10 protein-coding genes are annotated in these 13585 nt (G+C 71.7%); 2 read left to right on the top strand and 8 right to left on the bottom strand.

The window, feature by feature from the left end; all coding sequences use genetic code 11:
• Positions 1-47: 47 nt before the first annotated feature.
• Positions 48-2222 (bottom strand): hypothetical protein, encoded by a 2175-nt coding sequence (locus tag HUT10_RS05420; RefSeq protein WP_176170153.1) that lies wholly within the window; start codon positions 2220-2222, stop codon positions 48-50.
• Entirely contained in the window at positions 2219-2893 is a 675-nt protein-coding gene (locus tag HUT10_RS05415) for a DUF998 domain-containing protein (protein WP_254896694.1), read from the bottom strand. Before HUT10_RS05415 ends, HUT10_RS05420 begins: the two co-directional genes overlap by 4 nt.
• A gap of 191 nt (positions 2894-3084) precedes the next feature.
• Between HUT10_RS05415 and HUT10_RS05410 the strand changes: the two genes are divergently transcribed.
• A complete protein-coding gene (locus HUT10_RS05410; RefSeq protein ID WP_176177683.1) occupies positions 3085-5553 on the top strand; it encodes a M14 family zinc carboxypeptidase in 2469 nt (822 codons plus the stop codon).
• Positions 5554-5599: 46 nt separating this feature from the next.
• On the opposite strand, the gene HUT10_RS05405 is transcribed toward HUT10_RS05410, so the two are convergent.
• The 3 genes from HUT10_RS05405 to HUT10_RS05395 all read right to left on the bottom strand — a co-directional run bounded on the left by HUT10_RS05405 (position 5600) and on the right by HUT10_RS05395 (position 9431).
• A complete protein-coding gene (locus tag HUT10_RS05405) occupies positions 5600-6205 on the bottom strand; it encodes a LysE family translocator (protein WP_176170152.1) in 606 nt (201 codons plus the stop codon).
• Between the two features lie 121 nt (positions 6206-6326).
• Positions 6327-7424, bottom strand: a complete 1098-nt coding sequence (locus tag HUT10_RS05400) for a DnaJ domain-containing protein (protein ID WP_176177682.1) — start codon at positions 7422-7424, stop codon at positions 6327-6329.
• Between the two features lie 423 nt (positions 7425-7847).
• Positions 7848-9431 (bottom strand): AMP-binding protein, encoded by a 1584-nt coding sequence (locus HUT10_RS05395; RefSeq protein ID WP_176170151.1) that lies wholly within the window; start codon positions 9429-9431, stop codon positions 7848-7850.
• Between the two features lie 217 nt (positions 9432-9648).
• Here HUT10_RS05395 and HUT10_RS05390 point away from each other — a divergent pair, with 217 nt between their 5' ends.
• On the top strand, positions 9649-10158 hold the full coding sequence (locus HUT10_RS05390; protein ID WP_176170150.1) for a DinB family protein: 510 nt from the start codon (positions 9649-9651) through the stop codon (positions 10156-10158).
• Positions 10159-10161: 3 nt separating this feature from the next.
• On the opposite strand, the gene HUT10_RS05385 is transcribed toward HUT10_RS05390, so the two are convergent.
• From HUT10_RS05385 to HUT10_RS05375, 3 genes are all read right to left on the bottom strand, one after another.
• Positions 10162-10878, bottom strand: a complete 717-nt coding sequence (locus HUT10_RS05385) for a transporter substrate-binding domain-containing protein (protein ID WP_176170149.1) — start codon at positions 10876-10878, stop codon at positions 10162-10164.
• Positions 10879-10927: 49 nt separating this feature from the next.
• Positions 10928-12019 (bottom strand): aldose epimerase family protein, encoded by a 1092-nt coding sequence (locus HUT10_RS05380; protein WP_176170148.1) that lies wholly within the window; start codon positions 12017-12019, stop codon positions 10928-10930.
• Between the two features lie 124 nt (positions 12020-12143).
• A complete protein-coding gene (locus tag HUT10_RS05375; RefSeq protein ID WP_176170147.1) occupies positions 12144-13391 on the bottom strand; it encodes a helix-turn-helix domain-containing protein in 1248 nt (415 codons plus the stop codon).
• Positions 13392-13585 lie beyond the last annotated feature (194 nt).

Genomic DNA, 13585 nt, shown 5'->3' with positions numbered 1-13585 from the left:
TGCACCGGATCCGCGTTGCGACGTTCGATCAACCGGATCTCGGCTGATCAGGCGGGTTTGCGGATCAGCCCGGTGTACCCGGCAAGGGCCAGCGTCGCGAGGCCCCACACCGCGGCCTGGATGAGCCAGATCAGGAGAGTGAGCCACTGACCTGCGGTGGTTTCGGTGTTGAGGTCGCAGCGCGTGCGGACGCCGGTGGGGGAGAGGGGGAGGCCCCGGTCGAGCCCGACGCCGATGAGTTCCACCGGCGTGCAAGGCTGCCCGATGGGCAGTGCGAAGCTGGTGACACGCTCGGCGGCGTGGTGGGCGCCGTCGGTGATGTGCCCGGCGACGAGGCCGACGGTGACGGCCGCGAGGAGAGCCAGTGCAAGGGCAGCGGCGGTTCGGCGGGCGCGGTAGCCGTAGCCGGCGAGGACGCCCCAGGAACGGTGGAAGAAGCGGGTGAGCCGCCCGCCGAGCGCATCGGCGTCGCGGCGCAGGAAATCCTGCTGCTGGGCGATGAGGATGTGGCGGGCATTCCCGTCGTGGCCGGCGGCTCGTTCCGCAGCGGCGAGCTTCTGGTAGGGGGACGGGGTGTATTCAGGCGTGTGAAAGCGGATCAGGTGCAGCCACTGTCGCCAGGACAAGGAAGCCAGCGACCCGAATGTGAAGTGTTCGAGGTCGATGGCGGTGGACCAGCGGCATGAGTGGCCCCACGGCTGCGGGCACACCAGCCGGGCGGGAAGAAAAACCTGGCTACCGGCTTGGGCGCTGGTGAGGCCGATGGTGGCACCGTGGGCGCTCCGGATCCATGCGGCACGGAGGTCGAACTGCCCGCTCACCTTGGCGGAATGCAGCCGCAGTGCGCCATGATCGCCGGCGCCGGCGATGCGCGCGTTCCTCAGTGACAGGCTGCTTTCGACGACCAGGTGGTCCGCGGAGAGTCCAGGGCCTGAGGCGTTGACGGCCTGCATTCCGTCGCACTGGAACTGGCTGCCGAGACGAGCGCCGACCAGTCGGACTGCGCCGCGCGGGCCGCTGCCGGCGATGTGCGCTCCGGTCAGGGAGAAGTTGTTGTGCACCTTGATGCCGTCCGCGGCAAGCCCGGGGCCGGAGTGATTGTCGGCCCGGAGCTTTTCCGCGACGAACTGCCCGCCGATGGTCGCCCCGAGGAGGCGCACGGCGCCGTGTTCACCCGCGCCTGTCAGCTGAGCTTTTCGCAGGTACAGCTCGGTGCTCACGGCCAGGCCGTCGGCATCGATCGCCGGTCCGGACGGGTTGACCACCTCAAGTGCGTGACCGTGCAGTTGACCGCTGATGCGTGCTGCCGGGAGGCGAAGTGCTCCACCTGGACCGGCGCCCATGATCCGTGAATCCATGAGGTGCAAGTCGTTCGCTTGCATGTTGTCAGCCGTCACTGCCGGGCCGGAAGGATTGGTGACCCGGGCGTCGCTGAGGTCGGCTTGACTACCGATTTCCGCTCCCGGCAACCGCACCGCGCCGTGCTGGTCGGCCCCTTCGAGCCACGCGTTGTTCAGGAAGAGGTCGCCGTGCACCCGCACGCCGTCGGCATGGACAGCGGGTCCTGAACCATTCACGATTCGCGCTTTGAAGCCACTCAGCTGACCCCCCACGCTGGCGTTCGGCAACCGCAGTGCTCCGCGTTGGCCGGTGCCGCGGATGCGGGCACGGCGGAGGAGCAGATCGCCGTCGACGTGCAGGCTGTCGGCGTCGAAGGCGATACCGGAGGCCCAGTACACCTCGAGCTCCGTGCAATCCAGTGCGCCGACGTGAGCGTTGCGCAGGCTCAGCGGGCTGCTCGTGCCGGTGACTCGGGTCCGTGCCAGGTTCAGGGCGTTATCGATACGGACCTGGTCGGCGCGGAAGCGGTGGATCCGGCAGTCGGTGCAGGTCAGGCTCTCGATCTGCGCATTCACCGCGGAGAACGAACCGCCGATGGTGCATCGGCTCAGGTAAAGCCTGGACTTGGCTCGGACATGCGCCAGATCGAGGTCGCCGGTGATCCGGGCCCCGGTCAGCCGGACACCTCGTGGGTCGAGGTCTCCATGCCGGCCGAGCAGCAACTCCCGGATGAAACGACCGCGAACCTCAGGCGCGGCAACCTCGACGAGATGCACCCGCAACCCGCTGACCTGCGCTATCGCGCCTCGTCGCGCACCGTCGAGCAGGTGTTCTTCCGAGGGGGTCAGGTCGGACAGAACCGGCAGCGGATCACCACTCACTCCCGGTTAGTCGCCAACCGATCATCCGCAGTTACGCCCACCGGCGCGAGCAGCACGCCCAGCGCGAGCAGTTCCGTCAGCGCCATCCCGCGCTCCACCAGGCCGAGCGGGATCAACGTCCACCACCGGCCGTCTTCCGCCGCCGCGACGACCACCGCGCCCAGGATCACCGCGAACCAGCACAGTGACAGCAGCGCCAGCACGATCGCCGTCCAGCGGCGGCGCGGTGACGAGGGGAACGCCGTGCGCGCCGCGACCAGCACCGCCAGTGGCAGCGCCACGAACGCCACCACGCTGGCGATCCGGTGCAGCGTGCCGCCGAAGTCCGCGCGGGAGACCGTGGCCCAGTCCGGCTTGGGGAACGCCACGATGACCAGGAGCCCGACTGTCCACAGTGTCCCCAGGATGGCCGCGGGCAGCGGGAGCCGCCGCTGGCCGCGCAGCACCGCCAGCCCGGCCGCCGAGCCGAGCGCGACCAGGACCACCGCGAGGTCGAAGACCCACTTGTGGTCGGACAGGCCGTATTCGCTGATCGTGCGGCGGGTGACGCTGATTTCGTCCGTGGGCGGGATGACCTGCAGCAGCAGCACCAGAGCCGCGCCGAGCACCAAGGCCGCGATGCCCGTCAGCGAAACCGCGACCGACAATCGTCGCGCAGGGAACGTGACCATGGACCGACGGTAGCCGACCGGTGGTTGAACTCCCGTGAAACGGGCGGAGCGGGTTGAACGCTGTACGACTTACGGCGGTGTCCGCAGCCGGATTTCCTCCACTATGGTCGCTCGGTTCCGGTACGTCCGTGCGTGCCGGCATGGTGTCGAGGAGGTCTCTACCTGTGGGGAATTCACCAAGACGGCTGGTGATGCTGGCTTCGGCCGTCGCACTGGCCGGCACCTTCGTCGCGTTGCCGTCGGGCACGGCGGGTGCGGCGCAGAACATCCTGCGCGCCGACAAGTCGGTGGCCCGCTCGTGCTTCGAAAAAGTGCTGCCCAAGGGCACTTCGGGCACCGATCGCCGGGAGCTGACCTCCACCGTGGACGGTCTGGTCCAGGCGCGGCTCAAGGCGACGCCGGGCGCCGAGGGCGACTGGGACGTCGCCGTCTTCGACAAGGCCACCGGCGCGGTCGTCGCCGCTTCGGCCGCGTTGCGCAGCCACGAACTCGCCGAGAGCTTCGTGAAGAAGGGGCAGGAGCTCGTCGTCCAGGGCTGCCGGTACGGCGGCTCGGCCGGGCAGGTCCAGCTCGGCGTCGACTTCCTGGCGCTGACGCCGCAGGGCACGCCGACCGGTGCGGCCGCGGCCGCGCAGCGCGCGGAGCTCGTCCGCGTCGAGACGCCCACGCGCGCCGACAAGAACAAGCTGACCGCACTCGGCCTCGACGTCACGGAGAAGGGTGACGCGACCGGGGTCGAGGTCGTGCTCGCCGGTGACGCCGACCGCAAGACGCTGAAGGACAGCGGCTTCAAGTCGAAGGTCATCGAAGCGGACCTGTCGGCCAAGTCGGTCCAGGACGCGAAGACCGACCGCCAGTACGCCGCGAAGACCGCCGCTTCGGCGCTGCCGTCCGGGCGGACCAGCTACCGGCACCTCTACGAGTACAACTTCGAGATGAAGGAGCTGGCCCGCAAGAACCCCAGCCTGGTTTCGGCGTTCACCATGCCGGAATCGACGTGGGAGGGCCGGGACGTCGTCGGCGTCGAAATCGCCACGGACGTCAAGAACGTGACCGACGGCAAGCCGGTCAACTTCACCATGGGTGTGCACCACGCCCGGGAGTGGCCGGCCGGCGAGCACGTCATGGAATGGGCGTACGAGCTGATCAACGGCTACGCCAAGGACCCGGCGATCCGGTCGCTGGTGAGCAAGACGCGCAACATCGTCGTGCCGATCATCAACCCGGACGGCTTCGAGATCTCCCGCGAGGCCGAGCCCAAGGGTGACTTCACGCGCTTCGACTACGAGATGAAGCGCAAGAACTGCAACGTCAACGACTCGCCGCCGCAGTTCGCGACCGGTGTCTGCAAGGCGAACCCGGGCGGCCGCGTGCGCGGCACCGACCCGAACCGCAACTACGGCGGCTTCTGGGGCGGCAACGGCGCCGAGCTGGCCTGGAGCGGCGACACCTTCCGCGGGTCCGCGCCGTTCAGCGAGCCCGAGGTCCGGAACGTGCGCTCGATCGTGTCCTCGCGCCAGGTGACGAACCTGCTGACGATGCACACCGTCGCCGCGCTGGTGCTGCGCCCGCCGGGCGTGGCGGACGTCCGGCCGCCGCTGGAGGAGCCGGCCTACAAGGCCCTCGGCGACAAGCTGGCCTCGCGCAACGGCTACACCAGCGAGCCGAGCTGGGCGCTCTACGACACGACCGGCACCACCGAGGACTGGTCGTACTGGGCCACCGGCGGCTGGGGCTTCACCATCGAGGTCGGCGGCAACGGCTTCCACGGGCCCTACGCCGACAGCGTCGTGGCCGAGTACGAGGGCCTGGCCCCCGCGGCCGGTGCCGGCAAGGGCGGCAACCGCCAGGCGTTCCTGGACATGCTCGGCAACGCGGCCGACCCGCAGCAGCACTCGACGCTGATCGGTTCGGCGCCGAAGAACTACCAGCTCAAGCTGCACAAGACGTTCCAGACGCCGACGTCGCCGGTGATCCAGCCCGACGGCTCCACCAAGCCGCCGATCTACATCACCGACGACCTGAACTCGAAGTTCACCGCCAGTGGCGGGCGCTTCGCCTGGTCGGTCAACCCGTCGACGCGGCCGTACGTGGCCGGCCGGTACGGGCGCGACCCGCAGGGCCCGGCGCAGCAGGGCTTCCCGGTCACCAACCCGGCAGGCGTGCCGCCGATCAACCAGAACTACCCGGCCGACCCGGCGGGTGACACGTTCACCTTCCACGTCGACGGCCTGCCGAAGGTCGACAACGGCAAGTTCAGCGTCAACATCAACTGGGCGAGCACGTCGACCGACTGGGACCTGTTCATCTACGACTCGGCGGGCAACCTGGTCAGCTCGTCGGCGAACGGCGGCACGACGTCCGAGCACGCCGTGCTGTTCGACCCGCCCGCGGGTGACTACAAGGCCGTGGTGGTCAACTACGACCAGGCGGACCCGAGTGCGGTCGACGACTGGACCGGCGACGTTTCGTTCTCGTCGCCGACCCCGCCGACGTACGGCACGAAGGAGGCCTACCAGCTGACCTGCTCGTCGCCGAGCGGCAAGCTCGTCGGCGTGGCGGACGTCTACGCCGACCGCGGCCAGACGGTCGACGTCGGCGAGGTCTGCACCCGCTCCGCGCACGCGCAGAAGCAGCGCGCCTCGGGTGGCACCCGGTAGTTCCGATCCGGTTCGTGAAGGCCTCCTCGCTGCCGCGGGGAGGCCTTCACGGCGTTACGGCGAGGGCGACACCGAGGACGACGAGAACGGTGCCCACAACGCGGTTGAGGGCCGGTTTCGCGTGGGTGTACCAGCGCTGGGTGGTGGGGGAGGAGAACAGCAGCGCCACACTCAGGTGCCAGGCGGCCGACGCGGCGACGATCAGCGCGACGGCGGCGGCTTTGACGGCGGTGGGTTCGGACGGCGGCAGGGTCGCGGTGAGGACGCTGCCGAAGAATGCCGCGGCCTTGGGGTTGGTCAGGTTGCTCAGGACGCCGCGGCGGAAGGCGCTGCCGTGGGCGTCGGGTGGCGCGGTTTCCGCGTTCCGGGCGGTCAGCCACAGGCGGAGGCCGAGCCAGGCCAGGTAGGCGCCGCAGACGACGCGGAGGGCGGTCGCGAGCCACGGTTCGCGGGCCAGGACGGCACCCAGCCCGAACACGGCCACGGAGGCGAGCAGCCCGCCGGCGGCGACGACGCCGAGCGCGACGGCGACCGCCGCGCGACGGGTGCCGGCCGCGGCGGTGTGCGCGATGAGCACGAAGTTGGGCCCGGGGGAGACGGCGGCCGGGAGGTAGGCGAGGAGGACGGTGCCGAGGGTGGCGGCCGGGCTCACGCCGCGCGGCCGCCTTCGCCGGTTGCGGCGGCGCCGCGGTCATGTGTGAACTTCGGAGCTGCGCGACCCGCCGGCCCCGGAACTGTCGGTGCGTTCCGGTAGCGTGGAAATCGGGGGCTGCTCATGCCGCCCGGCCGCCGCCGACCACCTGGTCGCGCATCGTGCGCAGCGTCTCGTGGTCCACAGTGGACGGATCGGCGGCCAGCCACTCGCCGATCTCGTGGAGGAACTCCTCCGGCGTCATCGGGGCCACCGGCAGGTCGCCGGGATCCGCCGTCGTCAGCTCGCCGCTGCGGCTCGGGTACACGATCATCACGCCCCGCAGCGCTACGCCCGGCAGCAGGTCGCGGTAGGCCGCGAGGCTCTCCGTGAGCCGGCTGCCGCCGCCGCGGAACGGGCGGCCGTTGCGCAGGAGCCTGCCGTCCTCCGCCGTCTCGTAGTGGCCCGGCAGCCACAGCTTCGACTCGATGAGCACCAGCCGCTTGCCGCACAGCACCGCGTGGTCCACGTCGGCGAACACCGAGCCTGGCCAGGCGAGGCCGTGGAAGATGCGCGCGCCCGGCAGCCGGGTCAGGTAGCCCTCGAGCAGGTCCGCGGTGAGCCGCTCGGCCAGCTCGTCGCGCTCGGTACCGGGGGAGCCGAACACCGTGCGGCCGCCGAACTCCTCGGCGTACGCCTCGCGCGCCTTCGCCGCGCGCAGGTACCCGCGGGCCAGCCGCTGGACCAGCAACGCCGTGCCCGCGGTCAGCAGCAGCCAGACGATGAGCACCGGCGTGCTGAACCCGACCCCGGTGACCAGGGGCAGCAGCACCAGCACCATCCCGGCGACCGCGACCACCACCGGCGTGTGCCCCGGCCCGCGGCGGCGGCCGTGGCGCATCCGGGTGTCCTCGCCGGCGAAGTGCCACCAGCTCAGGTCCTCGGCGTCGAGCTCGGGCAGGTCGGGGACGAAGCCGGGCTCGTCACCGAAGCGCCGCCGGGGCCGCGGCCGGACCGGCACCGGCACCGGCACCACGGCCGCGCCGACGGCGTCGTAGCGCGCGCGGGCCACCGGGTCGCCCAGGACCTCGTAGGCCTCGCGCAGCAGCCGGAACGTGCCGACAGTGCCGCCGCCGTCCGGGTGCATGGTCTTGGCCAGCCTGCGGTAGGCCGTCTTGACGTCGGCCGCCGTGGCGTCGCGGCGGAGGCCGAGCACCTCGTAGTAGTCGACGTCGGGCACGCGGGTGGTCACCTCCGATGGCTGCGCGAAGACTTTATGGGGTCGGGTCTCCGGGGCTTCCACCGCCTCGGCGGCACGCCAGGGTGATGGTCCTCGGTGCAGGTCACGGCGGTGTGAGGAGTTTCGCCGGTGACGGCGGGGGAATCGGGCGGCCCGCCGGCGGTGGGGGTGACGACGTCCCGCGCGGCGGTGTCGGCTCGTTTGCGGTGGTCGTTCAGTGTCCACTGAGGACTGTTTGTCACTCGGAAGTGTTGTAACGCGGGAGAAGTCGCGGCCTTCGGTGACCGCTCGTAGTTGCAATCCACCCGATCGGCCCTGAACATGTGTTCGAATCCTCGGCTACGCTTGTGCCATGTCCTCGACCCCCCTCAGACGTGACGGGCCCACCGCCACCCCACCTCGGCAGCGGGCCCGTCACCCCCGTCAGCGCTCGCGCAGCAGGTATCGCTGCAGCTTGCCGCCGGCATTGCGCGGCAGCGTGTCGAGGAAGCGCACCCGGCGCGGGTACTTGTACGGCGCGGCAACGGCTTTGGCGTGCTCCTGCAGGGCGTGCACGACGTCCGGGCCCGGGGCGACGCCGGGCCGGAGCACGACGAAGGCGGTGACGACGGCACCCCGATCCGGGTCGGGCGTGCCGACGACCGCGCACTCCTCGACGTCCGGGTGCGTCAGGAGCACTTCTTCGACCTCGGGAGCCGCGATGTTGTAACCGGAGGAGACGATCATGTCGTCGCTGCGCGCCACGAAGCGGAAGTAGCCGTCGGGTTCGCGGACGTAGGTGTCGCCGGTGATGTTCCAGCCGTCGCGCACGTAGTCGGTCTGCCGGGGGTCGCCGAGGTAGCGGCAGCCGGTGGGGCCCTGGACGGCGAGCAGCCCGGGCGTGCCGTCCGGCGCCGGACGGCCGTCGGCGTCCAGGACGGCGGCGCGGAAGCCGGGGACGACCTTGCCGGTCCGGCCGGGGCGGGCGTCGTCGCCGGCCGCGGAGATGAACACGTGCAGCATCTCCGTGCTGCCGATGCCGTCGATCAACGGCGATCCGACGGTGTCGCGGTAGCGCTCGGCCACGGCGGCGGGAAGGGCTTCCCCGGCGGAGACGGCGCGGCGGACGCCGGCCAGCAGGGTGCCGTCGCCGGCACCGAGGATCGCGCGGTAGGCGGTCGGGGCGGTGAACAGCACCGTCACGCCGTGCTGGGCAACGATCGAGGCCAGCTCCCGGGGAGTCGCGCGTTCCACCAGCAGGACCGACGCGCCCGCGCGCAGCGGGAACACCAGGAGGCCGCCCAGGCCGAAGGTGAACGCCAGCGGCGGGGTCCCGCAGAAGACGTCGTCCGCGGTGGGGCGGACGACGTGGCGGGAGAACGTGTCGGCGATGGCGAGCAGGTCGCGGTGGAAGTGCATGGTGGCCTTCGGTGTCCCGGTCGTGCCGGAGGTGAAGGCGAGCAGGGCGACGTCGTCGGCAGCGGTGGGCACGTCGGCGAAGGTCGCCGGGTGGCGGGCGCAGCGTTCGGCGAGCTCGGTGCCGTAGGGCACGGCAGGCAGGTCCGGCGGCAGCTCGTCGAGGAGGCGCTCGTCGCAGAGGGCCACCGTGGGCCGGGACCGGTCGACGATCTTGTCGAGCTCGCCGCGGCGGAGCATCGGCATCGTCGTGACCGCGACCGCTCCGGCCTTGAGGACGCCGAGCCAGCACGCGGCGAGCCACGGCGTGTTGGTGCCGCGCAGGAGCACGCGGTGGCCCGGCACGACACCGAGCTCGGCGGTGAGGACGTGCGCGATGCGGTTGGCGCGCGCCAGGACGTCGCCGTAGGTCCACGTCTCGTGCGGTGAGCGCAGGCAGGGGCGGTCCGGGCCGAGGCGGGCGGTGGTCTCGTCGAGCAGCGCCGTCGCGGCGTTGAGGCGGTCGGGGTAGTGCAGCTCCGGCAGGTCGAAGACCAGCCGCGGCCACTGCTCGGCCGGCGGCAGCCGGTCGCGGCAGAACGAGTCCTTGTGGGCGCTGGGAGAAAGCCTCATCGCCGCTCCTCTGCCTCGATCCGGCTCCTCCCGTGGAACGTAGCACTCGTTGCGACCGTCGAGAAGGCGCAATGTCGTACCGATGACGACAGATATGAGAGGAGCATGCCGTTGGTTCGATGACTCCGGGGTTTGCAGGCCAAGGGGACTGCCGGTCACCCCGTCGTGAGGGCGCGGGAACCCGGTGTCGCGGGCGGCCGCCCGTACCTTTTCGATCATGGTCGAGACGCCCGAACCCCCGCCGACCCTGGCCGATCCGCGTGCGCTGCTGGTGGGCTACCTCGGCCACAGCGCCGCCGCCGTCCTGCGCAAGCTCGACGGTCTCTCCGAACACGACCTGCGCCGGAGCGTGGTGCCCTCGGGGTGGACGCCGCTGGGCATGGTCAAGCACCTGGCGTGCACCGAACGGTTCTGGATCCGGTACGTCTTCGCCGGGGAGGACGTCGACTTCAGCTGGCCCCGCACCGCCGAGCAGGAGTGGTTCGTCGCGCCGGAGGAACCCTCGGCCGACCTCACGGCCTTCTTCCTCGCGGAGCGCGAAAACTGCGCCCGGCTCGCCGCCGTCACACCGCTGGGGGCGCGCGCCGCCCGCACGACCCGCCGCGGCGGTGCCGAAGAGCACCCCACCTTCGCGTGGGTCCTGTGCCACCTGGTGCAGAACTTCGCCCGGCACGCCGGGCACGTCGACATCGGCCGGGAGCTGATCGACGGGGTGACCGGCCGCTAGCCGTCAGGCCGGCGGGGCGACCGTGGCGTCCTGGTTCGCGCGGCGCAGGGCCTCGGCGACGAGGCCCGTGGCCTTCAGCTCTTCGACCAGGTCGTGCAGGAACGCGACCGTCTCCGGCCGGCGGTCGGGGGTGGTGCACACGGCCTGGCGGATCTCCATGAACCGCCCCGGGAGCACCCGGGTGCCGGGGTGAGCGGTGACGTAGGCGGTCAGCGGCTGGCGGATCCCGGCGGCGACCTCCAGGCCGCCGTCCTCGAACGCGGTGAGGCCGTCCTCGCCGCGCACGATCGTCGCGTGCTGCAAGGTCCTGGTCAGGTACAGGTCGTACGCGGACCCCTGCTTGACGCCGATCCGGACGTCCGGCCGGTCGACGTCGTCCGGCGAAGCGAACGGCGAGCCGTCGGGGACGACGTACACGCCTTCGATGAGGACGTACGGCGCCGTGAACGTCACCTGGGCCGCGCGGGCGGGTTCGATCGCCAGGAAACCCAGGTCGGCCGCGCCGGAGGTCAGCGCCTCGAACGACTTGCGGGCCGCGTCGAAGCAGGCGAACGCCACCGGCACGGCCAGCCGGGCGGCCACCTCGCGCGCGAGGTCGACCGTGATCCCGCCCGGTTCCGCCGGCGTGCCGTGCGCGAGCACGGGGTTGCCGAGGTTGATCGAGGCGCGCAGCGTGCCGGTGGGCGCGAGGTCCGCGGCGACGGCGGAAAGATCTCCCATGACCGGCGAGGCTAGCGGCGGGACTCCGCGTTCGCCCCGCGATTGTCGTTCACGCCACCGGTGGCTCGTCCGCGGTGGTCAGGGCGAACACCGTCTCCTGGTGGTAGCCCTCGCCCGGGCGCAGCACCGTGCTGGGGAAGTCCGGCCGGTTGGGGGAGTCCGGGAAGTGCTGCGCCTCCAGCGCGAAGCCCGCGCCGCGGTGGTAGGGCCGGCCGCTCGTGCCGGTCAGGTCCGCGGTGAGGTAGTTGCCCGAGTAGAACTGCAGGCCCGGCTCGGTCGTCCACATGGTGAGCAGCCGCCCGGACGCCGGGTCCCACGCGCGTGCGGCGAACGGGGCGCCGTCGTCGAGCACCCAGTTGTGGTCGTAGCCCCGGCCGATCACCAGCTGGGGGTCCGGCTCGCCGACCCGGGCGCCGATCGGCGCCCACGCGCGGAAGTCGAACGGCGTCCCGGCGACCGGGACCGGGTCGCCCGCCGGGATCAGGTCCTCGCCGGTCGGGCAGTACCGGGTCGCAGCGAGCTGCAGCCGGTGCTCGTGGACGTCGCCCGTCCCTTCGCCGGCCAGGTTCCAGTAGGTGTGGTTGGTCAGGTTGACCACGGTCGGCGCGTCGGTGGTCGCGCGGTAGGTGATGCGCAGCCGGCCGCGCGCGTCGAGGCGGTAGGTGACCTCGGTGGTGAGCCGGCCGGGGTAGCCCTGGTCGCCGTCCGGGCTGATCAGCGTGAGCCGCACGGCGACGCCGTCGTCGTCCCGGACCTCGGCCGCCGACCAGAGCCGCGTGTCGAATCCGGCGGGGCCGCCGTGGAGGCTGTTCTTGCCGTTGTTGAGGGGCACCCGGTACTGGACGCCGTCGAGGGTGAACGTGCCGCCGGCGATCCGGTTGGCGAACCGGCCGATCACCGCGCCGAGGAACACCCGGTCCGCCTCGGGGTGGTTGTTGGCGACGTAGGAGTCCAGGTCCGCGAAGCCGAGGACGACGTTGGCGAGGCGGCCGTCGCGGTCCGGCGCCTCCAGTGACTGCAGCACGCCGCCGTAGTCGAGCACGCGCACGACCGGCCCGCCGGGGTGCCGGAGCGTGTACCGGTGGACGTCGGTGCCGCCGGCCTGGCCGAACAGCTCCCGGGTGAGTTCGGGTGCGGTCATCGTCGATCCTCCCGGACTGTTAGCGCTAACAGCCTGGATCGACCTTAGATTCGCGGCTGCACGCGGTCAAGGACACTCGCCGGAACAGCCGCCCGAGGCCCCCACCAGAGCCGTGGCGGGGGCCTCAGCGGTCGCCGGCCGGCGGCCGGGTGCCCAGCAGCCGGTGGGCGCTCAGGGCCATCTGGATCTCCAGGCGCTTCGCCGGATCCGCCAGCCGGTCGCCGAACAGCTCGGCCAGCTGGCTCACGCGGTAGCGGACCGTCTGCGGGTGGATCCGCAGGGCCCGGGCGATGTCCGGGGTGTTGCCACTGTGCTCCAGCCAGCTCAGCAGCGTCTCGGCCAGTCGCGTCTGCTGCTTGGGCGTCAGGCCCGCGAACGGGGCGAGCGCCTTCGCCGACAGCTCGTCCAGCAGGAAGCGGTCGAGCAGCAGCCAGTGCGTGGCCAGGTGGTCGGCCGTGTGCGTCACCGAAGCGTCGCCGGCCAGGCCGCCCCGGAGCAGGTCGAGGGTGCGGCGGGCCCACTGCAGCGACGTCGCCGCGTCGGCCGGGCGGACCCGGGGGCCGACCGCCGCGCGCCAGCCCGGCAACCGGCCCTCCAGGCCCCGCAGGTCGCGGTCCGGCCTCGGGGTGAGCAGGCACGACTCGGGGCCTTCGAGGTCCAGCAGCACGTCGCCGGCCAGCTGCGGGGTCGGCGGCGGGTGCGGGCCGGTCCGAGGGTCGAGCGCGACCACCGTGACCCACTCCGGGATCACCCACTGCGCGGCCTTGGCCATCGTCGCCAGCGTGGCCGGGGACGTCGGCGGGGTGGCCAGCAGCAGTTCGAGGAGCCGGCGCCGCCGTCGTTCGAGCGTGCCGGTCGCCATCGCCTGGGCGAGGGTGTAGCCCTCGACCGAGTAGGAGGAAATCTCTTCCACGTAGGCGAAGATGGCCTCGGCGCCGACGCACAGCACGGCCGCGGAGAACCGGTGGGCCTGCCCCAGCTCGGCGACGTAGCGCCACGCCGCCCGCCCGCCGGCGCGGTAGGCGGCCTGCAGCGAGTTGAGGCTGCCGCCGTCGTGGTGGACGCGCCTGCCGACCTCCACGAACAGCTCGGCCCATTCGTCCGTTGTGGACGGTAGCTCCTCGATGCTGTCGATGCAGCTGAGCACCGCCTGCTCGATGGCGAGCACGATCATCTTGCCGAATTCGCCTTCGAGGGGCTTGGCGTACTCCGGGACGGCGGTCTGGACCTCCTCGAGGATCCGCCGCGCGAGCGGGTCGGCGTGCGGGCGGAAGCGCCCGGCGAGTTCGGTGGGCAGCGAGCACCACAGCTGCCGCGCGCGGCCGGTGCCCCGCGGCTGCGGGATCGCCGCCTGCGTGATCGTCCCGGTCATGCTTCACACCCCTCGCCGCGCCGCGTGCAGTGTTCGCGCCGTCGTCGGCGCGGACGTCATGTACTCACACGGGATCGGAGTTGGCAACCGGCATCCCTGCGTCCGAGACGGGTTCTGTCACGCCGGGACCAACGCCCGCACCGGAGTTTGTCACCTGCCCGACAAACCCGGATCACTAACCACGGCAAAGGTTT

The organism is Amycolatopsis sp. Hca4 (genome assembly GCF_013364075.1).
Classification (GTDB): domain Bacteria; phylum Actinomycetota; class Actinomycetes; order Mycobacteriales; family Pseudonocardiaceae; genus Amycolatopsis.
This window is presented reverse-complemented; position numbering and strand designations above follow the sequence as displayed.

Bases quoted from the DNA above. Each gene is read 5' to 3' on its own strand.
- HUT10_RS05415 (WP_254896694.1), bottom strand. From the start codon at position 2,893: ATGGTCACGTTCCCTGCGCGACGATTGTCGGTCGCGGTTTCGCTGACG.
- HUT10_RS05410 (WP_176177683.1), top strand. From the start codon at position 3,085: ATGCTGGCTTCGGCCGTCGCACTGGCCGGCACCTTCGTCGCGTTGCCG.
- HUT10_RS05395 (WP_176170151.1), bottom strand. From the start codon at position 9,431: ATGAGGCTTTCTCCCAGCGCCCACAAGGACTCGTTCTGCCGCGACCGG.
- HUT10_RS05390 (WP_176170150.1), top strand. From the start codon at position 9,649: ATGGTCGAGACGCCCGAACCCCCGCCGACCCTGGCCGATCCGCGTGCG.
- HUT10_RS05385 (WP_176170149.1), bottom strand. From the start codon at position 10,878: ATGGGAGATCTTTCCGCCGTCGCCGCGGACCTCGCGCCCACCGGCACG.
- HUT10_RS05380 (WP_176170148.1), bottom strand. From the start codon at position 12,019: ATGACCGCACCCGAACTCACCCGGGAGCTGTTCGGCCAGGCCGGCGGC.
- HUT10_RS05375 (WP_176170147.1), bottom strand. From the start codon at position 13,391: ATGACCGGGACGATCACGCAGGCGGCGATCCCGCAGCCGCGGGGCACC.